A 21,409-nucleotide genomic window follows, 5' to 3' on the forward strand; every position below is an offset into this window, starting at 1 on the left:
GAGGCGGCGGCCCGTACCGATCGACCCGATCGGCACGGGCCGCCCCCGTTTGCGCGGAGGGGGATGCGGGTGGAGATCGGGGCGATGGTCATCGCCGTCGTGGGCGTGGCGGGGACGCTGGGCGGGGCGCTGCTCACGCAGCGGGGAGCCGAGCGGGCGAAGCGGCGGGAGATAGAACTCGTGCGGGCGCACGAGGAGGTACGGGAGAACCTGGCGCTGCGGCGCGCCTGCTACACGGCCCTCAACCGGGACTCCCGGCAGTTCACCACCGCGCTCAACCGCCACCTGCACGCGATGCGGGAGCGCGGCATCGAGGACGCGGACCGGGAGGCGCTCGACGCGGCGAAGGCCGCGCACCGGGACACGTACTCGGAGGCGCAGATGATCGCCCCGGACTCCGTCCTCGGCCCCGCTACCGCCGTCAACCACGCCCTGAACCTGGTCTACGGGCAGGTCAAACGCCTGGAGCGGGACGCCCCCGAGGAGGGCGAGACCATGGAGACGGTCTCCCGGGCCCAGCAGGCGATCTGGGACCTGCTCCGGGAGATGCGCGCGGCCATGCGCGCGGACCTCGGGGTGTCGTCCGGCTGAGCGGGCGGGCTCAGCGGGTGGTGCTGCCGACGAAGGCCGCCCAGGTGGTGGGCGCCACCGTCAGGACGGGGCCGTCGGTGACCTTGGAGTCACGGATGTGCACGGCGGCGGGGTGGGCGGCCACCTCGACGCATGCACCGCCCGCATCGCCGCTGTAGCTCGACTTCCGCCAATGGCAGGCGACTTCGACGCATGCGCCCCCCGCGTCACTGCTGTAGCTCGACTTGAACCAGACCAGTTGGTGCGTCATGACTCTCCTAGCAGATCGTCCAGCAGGCTCTTGCTCTGCTCGATGGAGAGCGCCTGCGAACGCAGCATCCCATACTTGAGATGGAGGAGATGGACCTCGTCCGGGTCGTCCTGGAGGAAGCTGACGTGCTGCCCTTCCAGGTAGCCGAGTTGGTCGTGGTCGGGGGTCTCCAGGAGGATCATGGGGCCGTTGAGGCCCGCGTGGGTCTCGCGGTCGGTGCGCATGATCTGGATGGTCACGAAGGGGAGTTCGGCCATCTCGCGCAGGTGGCGCAGCTGTCCGCGCAGGACCTCCCGGCCGCCGATCGGCCGCTCCAGCACGGACTGTTCGATGATGAAGTGCATGACCGGCGGCTGTGGTGTGCGGTGGAAGAGGCTCTGCCGGGCGATCCGGTCTTCGGTCGACTGGGCGATCTGGTCGGCGGGCATGGGCGGATAGAAGTTCGAGAAGACCGCCTCCGCGTATTGTGGAGTCTGGAGCAGGCCGGGGACGGCCGCGTTCTCGTACCAGAGCAGACTCAGCGCCTCCGCCTCGTGTTCCATGTACTCCCGTGCGAACGCCGGATATCGCTCCCGGCGCGGGATGGCCGCCGCTGACTTGAACAGGGCCCCGTTCGCGTCGAGGTGGGTCTCCAGGACCTGGGCCATCTTCACGGACAGGGGTCGACGGCCCTGTTCCACCGAGGCGATGGATTCGACGTCGCAGTGGGCCTGTTCGGCCAGTGCGGCCTGGGTCAGTCCGGCGAGCTTGCGCTGATGGGCCAGCAGGACGCCGACGACCTTCCAAGAGCCGTTGCGCTGGGGCCTGTTGCGTTGGGGCATGCCGGACACTTTCCCCTCTTGCGGTGCCTCTGACTCGCGAACCGCACGTACACCACCCGTACAGAATCCTTGTACGGGTTATTTCTGTAGCGATCGATAGGGAATCTGTGTATCGTTCAATCTGCAACGACCGCTACAGAAATGCAGAGGATCCGCCATGTCCGTCATCACCACCGCCCCCTACGCCCGCACCGTCCGCAAGGAGAGCGGCGGTCCCGGTCTGCTGCTGGCCCACGGTGGGGGCGGCGCCGTCGAGAGCAACTTCGGGGCGATCCTCGACGAGCTCGCCGCCGGGCACAGCGTCGTCGCCGTCGACTACCCCGGCGCCGGGAACACCCCGGTGGCCGAGGGGCCGCTCCGGCTGGACGAGCTCGCCGACCAGTTGGTCGCCGCCGCCGACGCCGAGGGGCTGGAGACCTTCGCGGTGCTCGGGTACTCCCTCGGGGGGAACGTGGCGCTCAGGGTCGCCGCCCGCTACCCCGAGCGGGTCACGGCGCTGGTGCTCACCGCCAGCTTCGTCCGCGCGGGGAACCGGCTGAAGCAGGTCGCCGACCTGTGGTCGGGGCTGGCCGCGCGGGGTGAGAACGAGATGCTGGCCCGGCTGATGGTGCCGCTGGCGCTCAACCCGGCGGTGTTTGAGGGGCTGAGCCCGGAGGAGGCCGAGGAGGTGGTGCGGGCGACCGCCGCTTCCGTGCCGGCCGGCACGGTGGGGCAGGTCGACCTGGTCAAGGGGGCCGATCTGCGCGCGGAGGCCGCGGGGGTCTCCGTGCCGGCCCTGGTGATCGCGACCACCGAGGACCGGCTCGTACCCCTGGAGCTCCAGCGCGAGCTGGCCGAGGCCGTGCCGGGCGCCCGGTACGCGGAACTGCCCACCGGGCACCTCCCCTTCGCCGAGCGCCCGGCGGAATGGGCCGCGCTGATCACGGAGTTCCTCAGTGAGCTGCGGGCCGGCTGAGGAAGGCCAGGCGGGCGGGCTTGGCCGGGAGGTAGACCTCGGGGAGGTCGATCTCCGGGAGTTCCACCTCCGGGCCGAGCTCGAAGCCCGTGCGTTCCAGCAGGGCGATGGCCTTCGCGTTGCGGGCGTCGGGTTCGCCGACGATCCGCAGCGCGCCGCCGTCCGTGAACAGGTAGGTGAGGAAGGCCTCCATGAGGGCCCCCGTGAAGCCGCGCCGGGCCGATCCCCGGGTGGGGGCGAGCAGCAGGTGCACGCCGACGTCCCCCGGGCGGACCTCGTAGCACTCGCCGACCCGGTCCTCGGCGCAGTCGTACGTCTGGAAGAGGGCGACCGGCTCCCCGTCGAGGGCGACCATGAACGCGTGGTGGGTGGTGCGGCGGTCCACGTCCTCGTAGATCTCCTGCACCAGCTCGCGGCTCGCTTCGCCCATGCCCCAGAAGCGTGCGCGCTCCTCGGTGACCCAGCTGTGGATCAGCGCGGCGTCGGCGGCGGGGTCGACCGGGGCGAAGGAGACCGTGCCGAAGCCCTCGACGCGGTGGGTGTAGACCGGGGTGCGGGTCATGAGGGTTCCTTGGTGAGGCGGGTCCAGTCGGTGACGACCGGGACGAGTTCGCAGCGCGCCCAGAGCGGGAGCTGGTCGCGGTGGTGGGGGGAGCCGGTGACGCCGTCGGCCCCGAGCGGGACGGCCCAGAGGCTGTTCTCCCGGTCGGCCAGGTCCCAGACGTAGCGGGCCGCCGAGGCGCGGGCCACGGTGTCGGTGACGCCGGGGACGGAGGAGGTGGCGTTCACGCAGTCGTGGTCCCCGCCCAGGCCGGGCCATTCGGCCTCCGGGTCCGGTACGGCCTGCCAGGGGGTCAGGCGGTGGGCGACCGACCAGGGGGCCTCGGGCGCGTCGGCCGCCGCCGTCTCCTCCAGGGCGGCGCGGACGTGCGCCGCGCGGTCCAGGCCGGGCAGGAGGGGCGTGGTGAGGAGGCCCTCCAGGGCGTAGCCGACCCGGGGGAGCAGGTACAGCCAGGGGTGGAACACCTCGGGGCCCGTGGGGGCGCCCGCCAGGGCCGCGAAGGCCGGGTCGGCCGCGAGAAGGCGTACGACGGCCGTGCGGAAGGCCGCGAAGACGGCGGCGTCGGTGCTGTCGGCCTCCATGTGCCGGTCCCAGGCCAGCAGCCGGTCACGGAGTCCGGCCGCGGCGGGGGAGAGGGTGCCGAGGCCCGGCAGCAGGGCGAGCAGCGGTTCGGCGGAGGCCAGGTAGGTGTCGCGGTGGACCTCGGCCATGGCCTGGGGGGACCAGTAGGCGGACCCGCCGAGCAGGGCCCGGATCCGGTCGGCGCGGTGCGGGGGAGCGAACTCCACGCCGAGCGGGGACGCGATCCCGCGCGCGTTCGCCATCACCGCGAAGCCCTGCACCGGCTCGGCGGGGGTCTCGGCCCAGCCCCGCCAGGCGTGCCGGGCCTCCCAGGCGGGCACCGGGCGCAGGCGGTTGGCGGCCTCGCGCAGCGGGACGGCGCCCGCGACCCGGTGCAGCAGGCCGCCCTGGGTGTCGGCGGCGTGCACCACGTTGACGGGCTCGGCCCAGCCGTCGAGGGCGCGGTCCACATCGGCGACGGTGCGGGCGCGCAGCAGGGCGGGCAGGGCGGCGAAGCCGAGGTCGGCGCGGACGCGGGGCGGGTAGCGCAGGGAGAGGGTGGCGGAGTCGTCGTTGACGATCACCGGGCCGCGGGCGGTCTCCAGGACCTCCACCTCGACGTCCTCGGCGCCGGCCACCGTGATGGTCTCGGTGTGGCGGGCGACGGGCTCCCACGCGCCGCCGGGGCCCAGCGCCTCGACGCCGTAGGCCGCCGGGCGCAGCCGCTCGGTGTAGAGGTCCTGGTAGTCGGCCATGGCGTTGGTGATGGCCCAGGCGACGGAACCGGCATGGCCGAAGTGGGCCAGGCCCGGGACGCCGGGGACGGCCAGGCCGAGGACGTCGTACTCCGGGCAGGCGAGGCGGATCTGCTGGTAGACGCCCGGGTCCTCGATGAACCGGTGCGGGTCGCCCGCGATGATCGCGGCGCCGGTGGCGGTGCGGTCGCCCGGGACCAGCCAGCCGTTGCTCCCGGCGGTGCCCGGGCCGTCGGTGGCGAAGAGGGTGGCGGCCCCGTCGCCCAGGGCGCGGGCGACGCGGTCGCGCCAGAGCTTGGTGGCGAAGCCCGCGAACAGGATGTGGGTGCCGATCCAGACCGAGAGCGGGACCCACGGCTCCCAGGGGGCCGGGGTGTGGCCGGCGGCGGCGAAGCGGTCGTCGCGGGCCGCGCCCTCGGCCAGGCCCGCGTTGACCCCGTCGACGTAGGCGGCGACCCAGGCGGCGGTGTCCGGGTCCAGGGACTCGAAGCACCGGCGGGCCGTGTCGTCGAGGCGGGCCTGGCGGGCGAAGCGGTCCCAGGGCACGCAGTCGGCCCCGAGGAACGAGGCGCTGGAGCCCTGCGCGCGGTGCCGCTCCACCTCCAGCTGCCAGGCCCGGTCGCGGGCGGTGATCCGGCCCTGGGCGTAGGAGAGGCGGAGCGGGTCGGACGCGAGCAGGTGCGGGACGCCCCAGCTGTCGCGGTAGACCTCGTAGGCCTCGGTGGTCACGGCGCTCACGCTCTTCCCCCAGTGTCTTAGGTTAGGCTGGCCTAACTATAAGGGGGTCCGGGGGAGGAGTGGCCGCCAGGTCCGGTCAGGCGCCGACGGTGCCGTCGATCGCCTCCCGGAGGAAGTCGGCGTGACCGTTGTGGCGGGCGTATTCGTGGATCATGTGCAGCATCACCAGGCGCAGCGAGGCCTCCTCCTCCCACTTCGGCACGTACGCCGTCACGTCCAGCGAGTCGGCGGCCGCCTCCACCGCGCGCGCGTGCGCCACCTCCGCCTCCCAGGCGGCGAAGGCCTCGGCGCGGGTCGCGCCGGAGGCGTCGTAGGCGGCCTGGAAGTCACGGCTGTCCGACCACAGGTGGGGGACCTCCGTGTCACCGCCGATCGTGCGGCGGAACCACTGGCGCTCCACCTCCGCCATGTGCCGGACCAGGCCCAGCAGGGAGAGGGAGGAGGGAGGGGAGGCCTGGCGCCGCAGCTCCTCGTCGGTGAGTCCGTCGCACTTCCAGGCGAGGGTGGCGCGGTGGTAGTCGAGGAAGGCGCGGAGGGTCTCGCGTTCGTCCCCGGTCAGGGGCGGGCCGATGCGTTCCGTGATGTCCATGGGCGCGATCTTGCCGTGTCCGCGGCCGCCCGGGAAGCGGATTCGCGGCCGGGGGGCGGCGGGCCGCCGGCGAACCCCTCCGCTCCGGCGGCCGCCGTACGCCTCCTCAGCCCTGCCAGATGTAGGGCACGGTGACGCCCAGCACCCCGAAGCCCAGCCGCTCCAGGATCGGCCGGCTGTCGTCCATGGCATCGACCTGGAGGTACGGGATCCCCCGCTCGGCCGCGATCCGGGCGCGGTGCGCCACGAGCAGGCGGTAGATGCCCCGGCCCCGCCACTCGGGGTCCGTGCCGCCGCCCCACAGGCCGGCGAAGGCACTGCCCGCCCGGAACTCCATCCGGGCCGAACTGACGGGGACCTCCCCGGCCATCGCCACCACGACCTCGATCGAGCCCGGGTCCTCGCGCAGCTGGGCGAGCACGCCCTCCCTGAGCCGGGGCCGCTCGACCCCGAAGGCCCGGTCGTGCGCCTGCGCCATCAGGTCCACGCCCGCCTCGTCCGTCACCCGCAGCAGGCTGATCCCCTCCGGCGGCTCCACCGGCAGGCCGGCCAGGTCGGCCGTCCGGCCCACCATCAGCGTCTCCGGCGGCTCCGGGACGAAGCCCGCCGCGCGCAGCCGGTCGCCCAGGTCGGCCGGGCGGTCGTGCGTGTACAGCTTCCACTCGAACCCCGGCCCGCCCTGCTCCGGCCCGCGCGCGCCGAAGTGCGCCACCTGCGCCGCTATCTCCGCGTCCGCCGTGTCCTCGTCGAGGTCCGACCACAGCACCCCGCTCCAGCCGGGGACGCTGGCGCGCACGACCCGGCCCACCCGCTCCACGCCCGGGTCCTGCGCGCCGCGCCGCACCTCGGCGTCGTACTGGTCGCGCACCTCGAGGAGTTCATCAAGATCCATCGTCATGCGGGCAGCTGATCAGCTGGTCCTCCGCCCCCGCAAGTGCAATAACCTCGCCTGGTGCACGACGACCACACCATCTACACCGGCAAGGCCACCCCCGACGCCGCCGCCGACCGGGGCTGGCTCCTGGGCCACTTCAAGGCGCCGGGCGACCCCCGCCACAGCGAGGACGTCGAGATCAAATGGGGCGTCCACCCCAAGGGCGAGGCGCGCGAACGCTGGGTCACCGGCGAGCGGCGCACCGCCCTCCAGGTACTGATCAGCGGCCGCTTCCGGCTGGAGTTCCCCGGCCGCACCGTCGTCCTCGCCGAACAGGGCGACTACGTGGTCTGGGGCCGCGGCGTCGACCACTCCTGGTACGCGGAGGAGGACACCGTCGTCCTGACCGTCCGCTGGCCCTCCGTCCCGGGCTACCGGGCCGACGCGCCCACCGACGGCCAGGCCTGTGACGATGCACACGAAAACGGCCAACGATCACGAAACGCTGCGATCGTGTCGAACGAGGTGTAAACCCACACACCCTGGCCGCCCACGGCGGCCGCACCTTTCACAAGTTCACGACTCACCAGTCCACGACTTCACGAGTTCAAGCGTTCTTTGCGTCGGGCCGACTCCCGCTGAAGATCCGAACCACCAGGGAGCACGTCCGTTGGCAGCAATCGCACGGTGGTGCATGCGGCACCGGCTGGTCACCGTCCTGATCTGGCTGCTCGCCCTCGGCGGGACCGCCGCCGCGGCAACGGCCACCGGAACGGCGTTCTCCAACGACTACGAGGTCCCCGGCACGGAGTCGGACAAGGCCAACGCCCTCCTGCGCGACGGCTTCCACGGCCAGGGCGGCGACACCGACACCATCGTCTGGCGGACCCCGGACCACCAGACGGCACGGACCCCCGACGTCGAACGGCGGATGACCCGGGCCCTGGACACCATCGCCGCCCTCCCCGGCATCGGCTCCGTCACCAGCCCCTATGGAACGGGCCCCGCCGGCGCCGCCCAGATCAGCCCCGACGGCCGCACCGCCTACGCCGTGGTCACCTTCGACCAGCAGGCCGACTCCGTGCCCAAGGCCCAGGCCAGGGCCGTGGCCGACGCGGCGAAGAACCCCGCCACCGAGGCCGGCGGCCTCCAGGTCGAACTCGGCGGCCGCGCCATCGGCCTGACCGAAGCCCCCAGCCCCCACCTCGCCGAGGTCGTCGGCGTGGCCATCGCCGCCCTCGTCCTCTTCCTCGCCTTCGGCTCCCTCGCCGCCAGCCTGCTGCCCATCGCCACCGCCCTGGTCAGCGTCGGCAGCGCCTATTTCGGCATCACCCTCCTCGGGCACGCCATGGCCGTCGCCGACTTCGCCCCGATGCTCGGCACCCTCGTCGGCCTCGGGGTCGGCATCGACTACGCCCTCTTCATCGTCACCCGGCACCGCAAGGGCCTGGCCCGCGGCCTCGACGTCGGCGAAGCCGCCGAGAACGCCGTCGCCACCACCGGCCGGGCCGTCGTCTTCGCCGGAGCCACCGTCTGCATCGCCCTGCTCGGCATGCTGGTGCTGCGCCTGGGCTTCCTCAACGGCGTCGCGATCGCCGCCTGCCTCACGGTGGTCCTCACCGTGGCGGCCTCCGTCACCCTGCTCCCCGCCCTCCTGTCGTACATCGGCATGCGGGCCCTGTCCCGCCGCGAACGCCGCAGGCTCGCCGCCGAAGGCCCCCGGCCCGAGGCCCCCACCGGCTTCGCGGCCCGCTGGTCGGCCTTCGTCGAACGCCACCCCAAACTCCTCGGCCTGGTCGCCGCCCTCGTCATGGCGGTCCTCGCCCTGCCCACCCTCTCCCTCCACCTGGGCACCTCCGACCAGGGCAACAACCCGGCCTCCTCCACCACCCGCAAGGCCTACGACCTGCTGGCCGAAGGCTTCGGCCCCGGCGTGAACGGCCCGCTCGCGGTCGTCGCCCGGCTCGACGGCGCCGGCGACCGCGTCGCCGTCCAGCGGCTCGCCGACGCCCTGCGCACCACCCACGGCGTGGCCTCCACGGGCCCGGCCGTCTTCAACCGCAGCGGGGACACCGCCGTCCTGACCGTCGTCCCCGACTCCGCCCCGCAGTCCCGGGCCACGAGCACACTGGTCGACCGGCTCCGCGAGGAGGTCATCCCGCGCGCCGCACACGGCAGCTCCATGAAGGCCCACGTCGGCGGGGTCACCGCCGGCTACGACGACTTCGCCGAAGTGATCGTCGGCAAGCTGCCGCTCTTCGTCGGCGTGGTCATCGCCCTCGGCTGCCTGCTCCTGCTGCTGGCCTTCCGCTCCCTCGGCATCCCGCTCAAGGCGGCCGCCATGAACGTCGCCGCCGTGGCCTCCTCCTTCGGCGTCGTCGTCGTGGTCTTCCAGTGGGGCTGGGGGAGCGAGCTGCTGGGCCTGGGGAGCGCCGGTCCCATCGAGCCCTTCCTGCCGGTGATCATGGTGTCGGTGCTCTTCGGGCTCTCCATGGACTACCAGGTCTTCCTCGTCAGCCGGATGTACGAGGAGTGGCTGGAGACCGGCGACAACCGCAGGGCCGTCCGCGTGGGCCTCGCCGAGACCAGCCGCGTGATCAACTCGGCGGCCGTCATCATGATCTCCGTGTTCCTGGCCTTCGTGCTCAGCGGGGACCGGATCATCGCCATGTTCGGCATCGCGCTCGCCGCCGCCGTCGCCCTCGACGCCTTCGTCCTGCGCACCCTGCTCGTCCCCGCGCTCATGCACATGCTCGGCGGGGCGAACTGGTGGCTCCCCGCCTGGCTGGAGCGCCGGCTGCCCAGGATCAGCATCGAACCCCCGGAGTGCGGCCCCCGTGCGACACTTCCGGCGCAGCGGCCGGACGCGGACCACGCGACCACGGCCGGACTCACCCGCTGACCCCTCACGACCCACAAGGAAGCACGCATGTTCGCCATAGACCTGGCCGACGACGCCCAGCTCTTCCCGCTGGAGGTCTGGCACGCGGAGGAATTCCTCGCGCACATCGACCGCGGCCGGGAGTTCATCGGCCAGTTCATCGGCTTCCCCGACCGCGCCACCGACCTGGAGTCGGCCCGGCAGCTGCTGCGCACCAACGCCGAGAAGTCCGCCGCCGACGGCGCCCGCCTCTACGGCATCCGCGTCGCCGGCACCCTCGTCGGCGGGGTCCTCTTCCCCCACTTCGACGCCGCGGCCGGCAACTGCGAGGTCGGCTGCTGGATGGAGCCCGCCGGCACCGGCCGGGGCCTGGTCACCCTGGCCTGCCGGGTGCTCGTCGACTGGGCCTTCGACGTGCGCGGCATGCACCGCATCGAATGGCACGTGGCCAGCGGCAACGAGAAGAGCATCGCCGTCGCCGAGCGCCTGGGCTTCACCCGCGAAGGCGTCCTGCGGCAGAGCTACCTGCACCGGGGTGTCCGCCAGGACACCGAGATCTGGTCGCTCCTCGCCCCCGAACGGGCCGCCGCCCGCACCGCGTAGCCGCCACGGCCGCAGGCCCCGCCCGGGCCCTGCGGCCCACTCGGCCCGCCGGGCGGCGAGCGCTCTCAGGAGCCTCTCAGAAACTCCGCCTACGGTGCGCGCCATGGACACCACCAAGACCGCCTCCCCGACCGCTCCCGAGGCGGACGCCGCCGAGGACCAGCCGGCCGCCGGCACCCCGGCCGAGGCCGAGGACACCGCGGCCCCCACCACCGCCCCGGCCGCCGGGACCGACGCCCCCGCCCCGGCAGACGCCCCCGCCGACGCCCATGCCGACGAGGAGCCCGGCGACGACCTGGACGACGACGAGGCGGACGCCTTCCCCGAGCGGCCCACCGGCGTCGGCTCCGCCGCCTCCGCCATCACCGCCGCCGGCCTCGGGCTCATCGCCCTCAGCGGCAGCTGGGTCGCCCGCGTGATCGGCGAACGCCAGACCCTCATCGGCCAGATCGAGTCGGCCAACGCCACCACCGCCAAGGAGAAGATCGCCGCCCTGTACGGCGACGCCTGGCACATGACGGCCCTCGTCAACGGCCTCCTCTCCGCCCTGGCCCTGCTGCTCGCCGCCGTCGTCCTCGCGGCCCCCGCCTTCGGCGCCCCCGGCCGGGTCCACCCCGCCTGGGTCCGCTCCGTGTCCTGGGCCGCCGTGGCCCTGGGCGTCCTCGGTGTCCTGCTCTTCGGACTCATGTACTTCGACCTCCTCGTACCCCTCCCGACGGCCGCCGAGTAGGCACCGCCTTACCCCTGCCTTAGGCCGCCCCCGCACGGCTCGAGCCCTTCTCAGGACCCCGGGGGCCCGGCCTAAGGACCCCGGGCCCGCACAGATGCGGCATGAGCCCCATGTGCCGGACCCCTCTGGGACGCGAATCTTGGATCACACCGAACGAGGTGCCCGAGAGAAGCAACCAGGGAGAACGAGATGTTCGAGTCCGAGATCGCCACCGCCCACCGCGCCGACCTCCTCCGCCAGGCCGACGAGTACCGGATCGCCCGCGAGGCCAAGAAGGCCTCCCGCACCTCGCGCGGCCAGGAACGCGAGAGGTCGGTGAGTCGCCACCGGAGCCTCTTCACCCGCGCCGCGTAACCCGCGCCACGCACCCCGTGGAATGACGCGAGATGACGAGCGCACCGACAACGACTGCCGCACGACCGGAACCGTGTGCGATGCTCAGCGGCGTGGAAACCAGATCTGTCAGCCCGGTGTTCGTCGGCCGAGCCGACGAACTGGCCGTACTCGTCGACGCCCTGGGCCGCGCGGCGGACCAGGAGCCCCAGGCCTTCCTGATCGGGGGCGAGGCCGGAGTCGGCAAGACCCGGCTGACCGAGGAGTTCCTCGGCGAGGCCACCCGCCGCGGAGCCGTGGTGGCCGTCGGAGGCTGTGTGGAGATCGGGGCGGAGGGCCTTCCCTTCGCCCCTTTCTCGACGGCCCTGCGCACCCTGCTCCGCCTGCTCCCCGGTGAACTCGCCGCCGCGGCCGCCGGCCAGGAGGACGAACTCGCCCGCATCCTCCCCGAACTCGGCGAGACCCCCCGCGGCCCCCACGACGAGGAGAGCACCGCCCGCCTCTTCGAACTGACGGCCAGGATGCTGGAACGCCTCGCCGCCGACCGCACCGTCGTCCTCGTCCTGGAGGACCTGCACTGGGCGGACACCTCCACCCGGCACCTGCTGGCCTACCTCTTCCGTACCCTCGGCCGGGGCCGGCTCGTCCTCGTCGCCACCTACCGGGCCGACGACATCCACCGCCGCCACCCGCTGCGCCCCCTGCTCGCCGAACTCGACCGGTTCCGCACCGTCCAGCGCATCGAACTGGCCCGCTTCAACCGGGGCGAGGTGCGCCGCCAGCTCGCCGGGATCCTCGCCTCCCGGCCCGACGAGGCCTTCGTCGCCTCCGTCTTCGACCGCTCCGACGGCAACGCCTTCTTCGTCGAGGAACTCGTCGCCTGCCACGAGAGCGGCTGCCGCACCGGGCTCACCGAATCCCTGCGCGATCTGCTCCTCGTCCGCGTCGAGGTCCTCCCGGACGCCGCGCAGCGCGTGGTCCGCATCGTCGCCGAAGGCGGCTCCACCATCGAATACCCGCTGCTGCGCGCCGTCGCCGGGCTCGGCGAGGACGAGCTGATCGAGGCCCTGCGCGCCGCCGTCGGCGCCAACATCCTCCTCGCCACCTCCGACGGCGACGGGTACCGCTTCCGCCACTCCCTGGTCCGCGAGGCCGTCAGCGACGACCTGCTGCCCGGCGAACGCGCCCGCGTCAACCGCCGCTACGCCGAGGCCCTGGAGGACGACGACACGCTGATCCGCGCCGACGAGCGGACGATCCGGCTGGCCAACTACTGGTACGCCGCCAACGACCCCGCCAAGGCCCTGCCCGCCGTCCTCGCCGCCTCCATCACCGCCCGGCGCCGGCACGCCTACTCCGAGCAGCTCAGCCTCCTCGAACGGGCCATGGAACTCTGGGAGAGCGCCCCCGCGGAGGTACGGGACGCACTGCGCCCCGTCGACTACACCGAGGTGTACCCGCCCTGCGGAAGCGACCCGGCCGGCACCCCGGTCTACCGCGTCGACCTGCTGGCCGAAGCCACCGTCGCCGCCCGCTACGGCGGCGAACGCGAACGGGCCCTGAAACTCACCAAACTGGCCCTGCGCATCCTCGACGAGGACGGCGGCGACCCGCTGCGCGCCGCCTGGTTCTGGACCGAGCGCTCCCGCCTCATCGCCAGCCTCGGCCGCGGCGACGGCTGGCACGAGATCGCCACCGCCCAGGAACTGGTCAAGGGCCTGCCCCCGTCCCAGGTGCACGCCGACGTCCTCGTCCGGGCCGCGGGCTGGGGCATGCTCCACAACCCGGGCCCCGGAAACCTCGCCGCCGCCGAACGGGCCGTGGAGTACGCCCGCATGGTCGGCGCCGAGGAGACCGAGCTCAACGCCCGGATCACCCGCGGCTACCTCCTGATGGAATCCGGGGACACCGCCACCGGCCTCGCCGAACTCCACGAGGTCAAGGACCGCGCCGCCGAACGCGGATTCACCGTCGTAGCGGGCCGTGCCCATATCAACATCACCTCCCAACTCGAATCACTGGGCCGGTCCCGCGAAGCCGTGGAACTGGCCGAACAAGGGGTCGAACTCGTCAGCAGGGCCCGGCTCCTGGACACCGAGGCCTGGGTCCGCGGGAACATGGCGGAGAGCCTGTACAGCCTCGGCCGCTGGGACGAGGCCGCCGAAGCGGCCCGGCGCACCCTGCACGCGGGCCACGGGGCCGCCCCCCGGGGCTCCGCCTCCGCACGCCTGGCCTACCTGGCCCTGGGCCGCGGCGAACTCAGCGAAGCCGCCGCCCAGCTCGCTGCCGCCCACGCCCACTTCGGCACCCACGACAGCCAGCCCCAGCACCGGATCCCGCTCTTCCGGCTGGCCATCGGCGTCGCCGCGGGCGAAGGCCGCATCGCCGACGTCCGCGCCGAGACGGCACAGGCCATCGCCTACGGCTTCCCGTCCGGCCAGCACCGCTACGCCTGGCCCCTCCTCCTGGCGTCCGCCACCGCCGAAGCGGACGCAAGAGGCCTGCCCGGCACCGAGGAGGGCCGGCCCGCCGCCTTGGAAGCCGTGCGCACCGCAGCCCGCACCCTGGCCACCCCGGTACCCCTGTGGACCGCCCACGCCGAGTACCTCAGGGCCGAGCTGCTGCGCGCCGAGGGCCGCGACAGCGTCGCCGACTGGACGGCCGTCGAGGCGGCCGTCAGCTCCCTGGAGCGCCCCTACCTCCTGGCCCGCGCCCGCCACCGGCTCGCCGAGGCCCTGCTGGGCTCGGGCGGGGACCGGGAGACGGCCGCCGGCCTGCTCCGCGACGCTCACGCCACCGCCGACCGGCTCGGCTCCCGACGGCTCCGCGAGGACCTGGCCCTGCTGGCCCAGCGCGCCAGGCTCCCGCTGACCCCCGACGAGGCCCGCCCGGCCGCACCGGCCCCGGACACCGACCCGGTCGAGGCCCTGGGACTCACCAGCCGCGAACGGGACGTCCTGCGCCTCGTCGCGACGGGCAGCACCAACCGTCAGATAGCGGAGGAGCTGTTCATCTCCCCGAAGACGGCCAGCGTGCACGTCTCGAACATCCTGGCCAAGCTCGGCGTCGCGAGCCGGGGAGAGGCCGCGGCCCTCGCCCACCGGCTGCGCCTGTTCACCCCCCTGGCACCGCAGCCCTAAGGAGCGTCGCCCCCGTCCGGGGCGGCCACCTCCCCGGCGTCCGGGGCGCCGCCGCCACCGGCCTGCGCGTCCGCCTCGCCGTCCGCGTCCGGCGGGCGGCTCGCGGCCGGGCGTATGAGCACCGTGCCGGAGTCCAGGTCTATCGGGCCCCGTCCCGGATCGCCGTCACCGACGTCGGTCCGGGACAGCTCCAGCCGCTTCTTCTCCTCGTCCGTGTGCCGGCGCCCTGGGTTGAACAGCTCCTCGATCATGTTGAACACCACGCCCACCATGCCTTCCGCCCCCCACCGGGGCTCCGTCGGTCACCGCACCGTCAGACTCAGGATCCTGTCGTCGCCCGCCTGCGGCGATCCGCGCCCGTCCGTCTCGCTCGTGACCAGCAGCAGTCTGTCGCCGCCGAGTGCCACCACCGTCCGCAGCCGCCCGTACTTCCCCGTCAGGAAGGCCTCCGGCTCCGCCTCCGGCACGGCCCCCTTCAGCGGGATCCGCCACAGCCGCTCGCCCTTGAGCGAGGCCATCCAGATCGAGCCCTCCGCCCAGGCGATCCCGCTCGGCGAGGCCTCGTCCGTCTTCCAGACGGCCACCGGATCCCGGAAGCCCGCCTTGCCGCCCTTCCCTTCCACCTCGGGCCAGCCGTAGTTGCCGCCCGGCTCGATGAGGTTCAGCTCGTCCCACCTGTGCTGCCCGAACTCGGACGCCCACAGCCGCTTGGCCCCGTCCCAGGCGAGGCCCTGCACATTGCGGTGCCCCCAGGAATAGACGACCGAGTCCGGCTCGGGATTCCCGTGCACCGGTTTTCCGTCGGGGGTCATCCGCAGGATCTTCCCGCCCAGCGACTTCCTGTCCTGCGCCAGCGCCGTGTTCCCCGTCTCGCCCGTCCCGGCGTAGAGCATCCCGTCCGGGCCGAAGGCGATCCGCCCGCCGTTGTGGAAGACCCCCTTGGGGATGCCCCTCAGCACGGTGTCCGGCGCGCCCAGCTGCTGCCCGGGCGGTCTCTGCTCGTCGTAGCGCATCCGGGCGATGCGGTTGTCGGACTCCGTCGTGAAGTACGCGTACACCAGCCGGTCCGAGGCGAAGTGCGGGGACAGCGCGAGCCCCAGCAGCCCGCCCTCCCCGCCGGGCGCCACCCCGGGCACCTTCCCGATCTGCGTCACCTCCCCCGAGCCCGCCCGGACCCTGCTGATCGTGCCCTTGTCCCGGGAGGCCACCAGCAGGTCCCCGCCGGGCAACGGGGCCACGCCCCAAGGGGAGTCCAGCCCCTTCGCCACCTCGCCCGTGACCTGCACGGACCCCCTGGCGGGCGGCGGCGACGCCCCCGGCGGGGCCCCCGCGGAGGCCGCCACCGACGACACCGGCGGCGAACCCCCCACCCCGGGCGGCGCCCCGCCCGACGCGGAACAGCCCGACGCCAGCAGCGCCCCGCACCCCGCCAGCGCGAGCCCGGCCGCCACCCCCCGGCGCCGCCCGCCCCCGGCTCCGTACCGCCCCGTACCGAAACGCCCGTCCCGCACTCCGTACCGCACCGTCCCGCTCCCCTCCGGTCGCCCCTCCAGCCCTGCCCTTCACAAGACCCAACAGATCCGGCGGGTGCCCAAGTTCCACCACTCGTACACTCGATCGAGTGGTTGTCGCCGCGGTCCCCGGAGGCTCAGTCCCAGGCCCCCACCGCCGCCGGCAGCGCCGCGAACCCCGCCAGCTCCCCGGCCGTCAGCCGCACCTGCGCCGCCCGCGCGTTCTCCGCCGCCCAGCGCGCCCGCCCCGCCCCCGGCACCGGCACCACGTGCGGACCCTGCGCCAGCACCCATGCCAACGCCACCTGCGCCGCGGTGACCTCCGGCCCGTGCCGCCGGGCCACCCGCCGCAGCTCCGCCACCAGCACCTGGTTCGACGCCATGGCATGCGCCGTGAACCGCGGGTGCCGGGCCCGCACGTCCGCCTCCTCGAACCCCTGCCCCGGCGTCAGCGTCCCGGTCAGGAACCCGCTGCCCAGCGGCATCGCCGCCAGCACCCCCACCCCCCGCGCCGCACACCACGGCAGCAGCTGCCACGCCGCCTCCGGCGACCACACCGACAGCTCCGCCTGCACCGCCGTCACCGGGAACACCTGCTGCACCCGCTCCAGGTGCCGCAGCGTCGAGCGGTACCCCCGGTCCCCCCGCCGCCCCGCACCCGGCCCGGCCCCCGCGCCCAGCGCGCAGAACCCCAGCGCCCGCACCTTCCCCGCCTGCACCAGCTCCGCCATGGCCCCCCAGGTCTCCTCCACCGGGACCTCCGGGTCCACCCGGTGCAGCTGGTACAGGTCGATGACGTCCGTCCTCAGCCGCCGCAGCGAGGCGTCGCACGCCCGCCGCACGTACTCCGGCCGCCCGTCGGCCACCACGTGCCCCTCGCCGGCCCGCAGCCCCACCTTGGCCGACACGAAGGCCTCGGCCCGCCGTTCCCGCAGCACCCGCCCCACCGCCAGCTCGTTGGTGAACGGCCCGTACAGGTCGGCCGTGTCCAGCAGGTTCGCCCCCAGGTCCAGCGCCGTGTGCAGGGTCCGCAGCGACTCCTCGCCCCGGCGGCGCGACGGCGCGTAGGCCCAGCTCATCGGCATGCAGCCGAGCCCGATGGCCCCCACCGTCAGCGGCCCCGACCCGATCGACCTGCGCTCCACCCCTGCCTCCCCCCTCCCGGCCCTGTCCCGGTCCGGCCCTCAAACTAACGGCTTGATCACGTTCCCTTCGCATAGCCTCGGGATCATGACTGCAACGACCGCCGAGGTCTGGCTCCCGTTCCCGCCCGGGGAGATCGACGGCCTCCCCGACTCCTTCCGCTACCGGCAGTGGGACGGTGAGGAGGAGTTCCCGGCCGACCCGGCCGCCTGCGTCTTCTACGTCACCCCGTACATGAAGTCCCAGGCCGTCACCCTGCGGCCGCTCCCGGCCATGCCCGCCCTGCGCGTCGTGCAGACCCTCACCGCCGGCATCGACCACGTCCTGCCCGGCCTCGGCCACCTGCGCCCCGGCGTCCGGCTGTGCAACGCGCGCGGCGTCCACGAGGCCAGCACCGCCGAACTCGCCCTGACCCTCACCCTCGCCTCCCTGCGCGGCATCCCCGGCATGGTGCGCGGCCAGGACCGCGAGGAGTGGCGCGGCGGCTTCTACGAGGCCCTGGCCGACAAGTCCGTCCTGATCGTCGGCTACGGCGCGATCGGCGCGGCCATCGAGGACCGGCTCCTGCCCTTCGAGTGCGGGCGGATCACCCGCGTCGCCCGTTCCGCCCGCACCGCCCCGCACGGGCCGGTGCACGCCCTCGGCGACCTCCCGGGCCTCCTCCCGGACGCGGACGTGGTCATCCTCTCCACCCCGCTGACCGAGGACACCCGGGGCCTGGCGGGAGCCGCCTTCCTCGGCCGGATGAAGGACGGAGCCCTGCTGGTGAACGTCTCGCGCGGGCCCGTCGCCGACACCAAGGCCCTGCTGGCCGAACTGGAGTCCGGCCGGCTGCGCGCCGCCCTCGACGTCACCGACCCGGAACCGCTGCCCCCGGGCCACCCGCTGTGGCACGCCCCGAACGTCCTGATCACGCCTCACGTGGGCGGCAGCAGCTCGGCGTTCGAGCCCCGGGCGAAGCGGCTGGTGGCCCGCCAGCTCACCCGGTTCGCCGCCGGGGAGCCGGTCGAGAACACCGTTCTGATCACCGGCTGAACCAGAGCGCACACTCTCCGCGTCCATACGTATGCGAGCAGTTGCCGCACGGCTCCCGGTGGTAACGGAGAGTAGAGAAGCTATGTCGCTGAGTGACGAAAGTGGTGTATCGTCCGGAAGAAGGGGCTGCGCCACGTACGTCTGGCGCTGGGGAGTGATCGGACACTTTGGGGGGCGACGGGCGATGCACGGCCAATGGACGAAGGATCCGATGCGGCAGAGCCGCCGGAGGCGACGGTGCCGAGACTGGACTGCGCCGGAAGCAGCCGGCGAGGGGGACCGGTGAGCGCCCCGGGGGCGGCGCTCCTGACCCGGCCGCCGGTCACCGGCGGCGGAGGCAGGGGTCCGGGGGGCCAACTGCTCCTCGCGCTGGTCAGCGGCGGCTACGCCGTCGGGGCCGCCCTCGGCTGGGGCTCGGAAGAACTCGCCAAGGTCATGGGCGACTTCGGGCTCAGTACCGCCGGTCTGCTGGCCGCCGTCTCCTGCTTCCACTACGCCCGCGCGATCGACCGGCGCGAACGCCCCGCCTGGCTGATGTTCGCGTTCTCCTCGCTCATGGGGGCCCTGGGCAACGGCGTCTGGGGCTGGTACGAGGTGGTCCTCGACCAGAAGGTGCCCGAGCCCTCGCTCGCGGACTTCGCCTTCCTCTGCTTCGCCCCGCCCGCCATCGTGGGCCTGCTCGTCCTCGCCAAACGCCCGGTCACCCGCGCCGGATGGGTCTGCCTCGCGCTCGACTCCTGGCTCATCGGCGGCTCGCTGCTGACCCTCTCCTGGAGCCTGGCCCTCGCCAACGCCGCCCGCACCGCCCAGTCCGGGGCCCCAGGCAGCGTCCCGCGCGCCGCGCTCTCCCTCGCCTACCCGCTCCTCGACATCGCGCTCGTCTCGATGGTGCTGGTCCTGCACTTCCGGCGCTCGGCCAACAACCGCTCCGCGATCAACACGGCCATCGCGGCCCTCGCGCTGACCGTCCTGAGCGACGCCCTGTTCACCTCGCCGCTGCTCAACACTACCTACCGCTCGGGGGAAATCCTCGACGCCGGCTGGTTCGCGGGCTCCCTCCTGCTGGCCTACGCCCCCTGGGCCGCGGGCCGCCGCCCGGAACCGCTCCCGCGCCCCGTCCCCCCGCGCCCCGTCCCCCCGCGCGCCGACCGGCCGCACAGCCGCCCCATCACCGGCTCCCTCCCGGCCCTCACCCCGTACCTCGCGGCCGCGGTGTGCACCCTGGGCATCCTCTACAACGTGGTGGACGGACGGAAGGTCGACCGGGTGGTGGTCTTCACCGGTTGCACGGTCGTCCTGGCCCTCGTCGTCCGGCAGGGCATCATGCTCCTCGACAACATCGCCCTGACCCAGGAACTGGCCCAGAAGGAGAACCACTTCCGCTCCCTGGTCCAGGGCTCCAGCGACGTCATCATGATCGCCGCGCCCACCGGGACCCTGCGCTACGTCAGCCCCGCCGCCGCCGGGGTCTACGGCCGCGAGGCGGAGGAGCTGGTCGGCACCGAACTGGCCGCCCTGATCCACCCCGACGACCTCGGCCGCGTGGTCCACGAGGTGCGCCGTTTCCTGGCCGCCCCGCCCGCCGAGGAGCCCACCACCCGCATCGAATGCCGGTTCAAATCCGGCGGCGGGGAATGGCTCAACGTGGAGTCCACCGTCAACCGGCACCAGGGCGGACTCATCCTCAACAGCCGGGACGTCACCGAGCGGGTCCGCCTCCAGGCGCAGCTCCAGCACAGCGCCGAGCACGACCCGCTCACCGACCTGCCCAACCGGGCGCTGTTCACCCGCCGCGTCCGCCAGGCGCTGACCGGCCGCCGCGCGGGCGACCACAGCACCGCCGTGCTCTTCATCGACCTCGACGGCTTCAAGGCCGTCAACGACACCATCGGCCACCAGGCGGGCGACGAACTGCTCGTCGAGGCCGCCCGCCGCCTCCAGGACGCCGTCCGGGCCGGGGACACCGCCGCCCGGCTCGGCGGGGACGAGTTCGCCGCCCTCATCCTCGGCGACGGCAGCCGCGACCGCAGCGCCCGCGAGCACCAGGTCCACGAGATCGCCGACCGGCTGCGCGCCACCCTCTCCCAGCCCTACCGCATCGCCGGCAGTGAGGTCCGGGTCGCCGCCAGCATCGGCGTGGCCTTCGCCGACCCCGGCATCACCCCTTCGGACCTGATGCGCAACGCCGACCTCGCGATGTACCGGGCCAAGGCCGGCGGCAAGGACCGCGTCGAGCTGTACGTGCCGCAGATGCAGGCCGAGGTCGTCCGCAAGGCGGAGCTGGCCGGAAAGCTCCGCACCGCGCTGCACGAGGGCGAGTTCGCCCTGCTGCACCAGCCCGTGGTCTGCCTGGCCGGCGGCGAGGTCTCCGCGGTGGCCGCGCAGGCCCGCTGGCGCTCCGCCCAGGGGATCCTCTTCACCCCGTCCGAGTTCCTCCGCGTGGCCGAACACAGCGAGGGCGGGCCGGCTGGCGGGGCCGACCCCTCCCGCGCCGCCGAGCTGAGCCGATGGCTCCTCGAGGAGGCGGTGGCCGAGGCCGCCGAGCGCCATCTCGCGGGACACGACGTGCCAGTGGTCGTACGGATGACCGCGCAGCGGCTCCTCGACCGCTCGGTGCCCGGCGGCTCCGTGGAGGCCCTGCTCGGCCGGCACGGGCTGCCCTCCGGGGGCCTCGTACTCGAACTGGCCGCCTCCGACCCCAGAGTCCCCTTCGACGAGCTGGAACGCCGCCTGACGGCCCTGCACCGGCTGGGCGTACGGATCGCCCTCGACGGCTTCGGCAGCGGCTACGCGGCCATCAGCGCCCTCCGCAGGCTCCCGGTGGACCTGCTCAAGCTGGACCGGGGCCTCGTCGAGGGCGTCGTCGAGTCCGCCCGCCTGCACAAGATCACCGCAGGATTGTTGCGTATCGCAAACGATCTGGGCATGCAGTCCGTGGCCGACGGGGTGGACCTCCCCGAGCAGGTGGCGGCCCTGCGCGCCATGGGCTGCACCCACGGACAGGGAATGGCGTTTTCCGGCCCCCTCGACGAATACAGGCTGCGCCGCGCGCTCGTGAGAGGTACGTTCCCAGTACCGGGCGGTACGGCCCAGCCCGCCTTGGCCGGAGGGTCGTCCGGTGGCTCGATGGTCATCCGTAGAGGCTCAAATAATGAGACGCCCGTCCCACCCGCTTGACATCGACCTCCCGCCGGAGGGAGGGTCAATGCCATGCGCACCCGAATTCTCGTACTTGGAAAGCGCGTCGGCTGAAGCCGGGACCTGCATGTCCCCGCTCCACACCGCCGACGCGCTCCCCTCGCTTGCCACCTGGCACGAGGGGTTTTTTGTTGCACTG

At 73.6% G+C, this 21,409-nt stretch carries 19 protein-coding genes; 10 read left to right on the top strand and 9 right to left on the bottom strand.

What is annotated here, in order from left to right:
* Nucleotides 1–63: 63 nt before the first annotated feature.
* Entirely contained in the window at nucleotides 64–591 is a 528-nt protein-coding gene (locus tag BX286_RS25760) for a hypothetical protein (protein WP_237293121.1), read from the top strand.
* Between the two features lie 10 nt (nucleotides 592–601).
* Here the strand turns inward: BX286_RS25760 and BX286_RS25765 are convergent, their stop codons facing one another.
* Nucleotides 602–841 (bottom strand): DUF397 domain-containing protein, encoded by a 240-nt coding sequence (locus BX286_RS25765; RefSeq protein ID WP_121016428.1) that lies wholly within the window; start codon nucleotides 839–841, stop codon nucleotides 602–604.
* Nucleotides 838–1,662, bottom strand: a complete 825-nt coding sequence (locus tag BX286_RS25770; RefSeq protein WP_079429907.1) for a helix-turn-helix transcriptional regulator — start codon at nucleotides 1,660–1,662, stop codon at nucleotides 838–840. The genes BX286_RS25765 and BX286_RS25770 overlap by 4 nt, the downstream gene beginning before the upstream one ends.
* 157 nt (nucleotides 1,663–1,819) lie before the next feature.
* On the opposite strand from BX286_RS25770, the gene BX286_RS25775 reads away from it, so the two are divergent.
* Nucleotides 1,820–2,617, top strand: a complete 798-nt coding sequence (locus tag BX286_RS25775; protein WP_079429908.1) for an alpha/beta fold hydrolase — start codon at nucleotides 1,820–1,822, stop codon at nucleotides 2,615–2,617.
* Here BX286_RS25775 and BX286_RS25780 read toward each other — a convergent pair.
* From BX286_RS25780 to BX286_RS25795, 4 genes are all read right to left on the bottom strand, one after another.
* Complete coding sequence (locus BX286_RS25780; RefSeq protein WP_079429909.1) at nucleotides 2,595–3,179, bottom strand: GNAT family N-acetyltransferase; 585 nt, start codon at nucleotides 3,177–3,179, stop codon at nucleotides 2,595–2,597. The two genes, BX286_RS25775 and BX286_RS25780, sit on opposite strands and share 23 nt — an antisense overlap.
* Nucleotides 3,176–5,233 (bottom strand): penicillin acylase family protein, encoded by a 2,058-nt coding sequence (locus tag BX286_RS25785; protein WP_398898805.1) that lies wholly within the window; start codon nucleotides 5,231–5,233, stop codon nucleotides 3,176–3,178. Before BX286_RS25785 ends, BX286_RS25780 begins: the two co-directional genes overlap by 4 nt.
* Before the next feature lie 76 nt (nucleotides 5,234–5,309).
* A complete protein-coding gene (locus tag BX286_RS25790; protein ID WP_079429910.1) occupies nucleotides 5,310–5,822 on the bottom strand; it encodes a DinB family protein in 513 nt (170 codons plus the stop codon).
* A 106-nt stretch (nucleotides 5,823–5,928) separates the two neighbouring features.
* Nucleotides 5,929–6,714 (bottom strand): GNAT family N-acetyltransferase, encoded by a 786-nt coding sequence (locus tag BX286_RS25795; RefSeq protein ID WP_121017731.1) that lies wholly within the window; start codon nucleotides 6,712–6,714, stop codon nucleotides 5,929–5,931.
* A 60-nt stretch (nucleotides 6,715–6,774) separates the two neighbouring features.
* Here BX286_RS25795 and BX286_RS25800 point away from each other — a divergent pair, with 60 nt between their 5' ends.
* From BX286_RS25800 to BX286_RS25820, 6 genes are all read left to right on the top strand, one after another.
* The gene (locus BX286_RS25800; protein ID WP_261993513.1) at nucleotides 6,775–7,227 is read left to right on the top strand and encodes a signal peptidase I; all 453 of its coding nucleotides are present in this window, start codon (nucleotides 6,775–6,777) and stop codon (nucleotides 7,225–7,227) included.
* A gap of 139 nt (nucleotides 7,228–7,366) precedes the next feature.
* Nucleotides 7,367–9,598, top strand: a complete 2,232-nt coding sequence (locus BX286_RS25805) for an MMPL family transporter (protein WP_100862821.1) — start codon at nucleotides 7,367–7,369, stop codon at nucleotides 9,596–9,598.
* 27 nt (nucleotides 9,599–9,625) lie between these two features.
* Nucleotides 9,626–10,180, top strand: a complete 555-nt coding sequence (locus BX286_RS25810; protein ID WP_079429913.1) for a GNAT family N-acetyltransferase — start codon at nucleotides 9,626–9,628, stop codon at nucleotides 10,178–10,180.
* Nucleotides 10,181–10,283: 103 nt separating this feature from the next.
* Nucleotides 10,284–10,910, top strand: a complete 627-nt coding sequence (locus BX286_RS25815) for a hypothetical protein (protein ID WP_121016430.1) — start codon at nucleotides 10,284–10,286, stop codon at nucleotides 10,908–10,910.
* Between the two features lie 189 nt (nucleotides 10,911–11,099).
* Entirely contained in the window at nucleotides 11,100–11,264 is a 165-nt protein-coding gene (locus BX286_RS36730) for a hypothetical protein (RefSeq protein ID WP_159036723.1), read from the top strand.
* Between the two features lie 80 nt (nucleotides 11,265–11,344).
* Nucleotides 11,345–14,383, top strand: a complete 3,039-nt coding sequence (locus tag BX286_RS25820) for a helix-turn-helix transcriptional regulator (protein WP_079429915.1) — start codon at nucleotides 11,345–11,347, stop codon at nucleotides 14,381–14,383.
* Here BX286_RS25820 and BX286_RS25825 read toward each other — a convergent pair.
* The 3 genes from BX286_RS25825 to BX286_RS25835 all read right to left on the bottom strand — a co-directional run bounded on the left by BX286_RS25825 (nucleotide 14,380) and on the right by BX286_RS25835 (nucleotide 17,039).
* Complete coding sequence (locus BX286_RS25825; protein ID WP_079429916.1) at nucleotides 14,380–14,655, bottom strand: DUF6191 domain-containing protein; 276 nt, start codon at nucleotides 14,653–14,655, stop codon at nucleotides 14,380–14,382. The genes BX286_RS25820 and BX286_RS25825 overlap by 4 nt on opposite strands.
* Nucleotides 14,656–14,685: 30 nt before the next feature.
* Nucleotides 14,686–15,834: a sorbosone dehydrogenase family protein gene (locus tag BX286_RS25830; RefSeq protein WP_121016432.1), complete on the bottom strand. Its 1,149-nt coding sequence runs from the start codon at nucleotides 15,832–15,834 to the stop codon at nucleotides 14,686–14,688.
* 197 nt (nucleotides 15,835–16,031) lie between these two features.
* The gene (locus BX286_RS25835) at nucleotides 16,032–17,039 is read right to left on the bottom strand and encodes an aldo/keto reductase (protein WP_079429918.1); all 1,008 of its coding nucleotides are present in this window, start codon (nucleotides 17,037–17,039) and stop codon (nucleotides 16,032–16,034) included.
* An 85-nt stretch (nucleotides 17,040–17,124) separates the two neighbouring features.
* On the opposite strand from BX286_RS25835, the gene BX286_RS25840 reads away from it, so the two are divergent.
* Together BX286_RS25840 and BX286_RS25845 are read left to right on the top strand one after the other, a co-directional pair.
* Entirely contained in the window at nucleotides 17,125–18,072 is a 948-nt protein-coding gene (locus BX286_RS25840) for a 2-hydroxyacid dehydrogenase (RefSeq protein WP_079429919.1), read from the top strand.
* A gap of 282 nt (nucleotides 18,073–18,354) precedes the next feature.
* Nucleotides 18,355–21,249, top strand: coding sequence for a bifunctional diguanylate cyclase/phosphodiesterase (locus BX286_RS25845; protein WP_261993514.1), 2,895 nt, complete (start codon nucleotides 18,355–18,357; stop codon nucleotides 21,247–21,249).
* Nucleotides 21,250–21,409: the final 160 nt, after the last annotated feature.

The organism is Streptomyces sp. 3211.6, assembly GCF_003634815.1.
Classification (GTDB): domain Bacteria; phylum Actinomycetota; class Actinomycetes; order Streptomycetales; family Streptomycetaceae; genus Streptomyces; species Streptomyces katrae_A.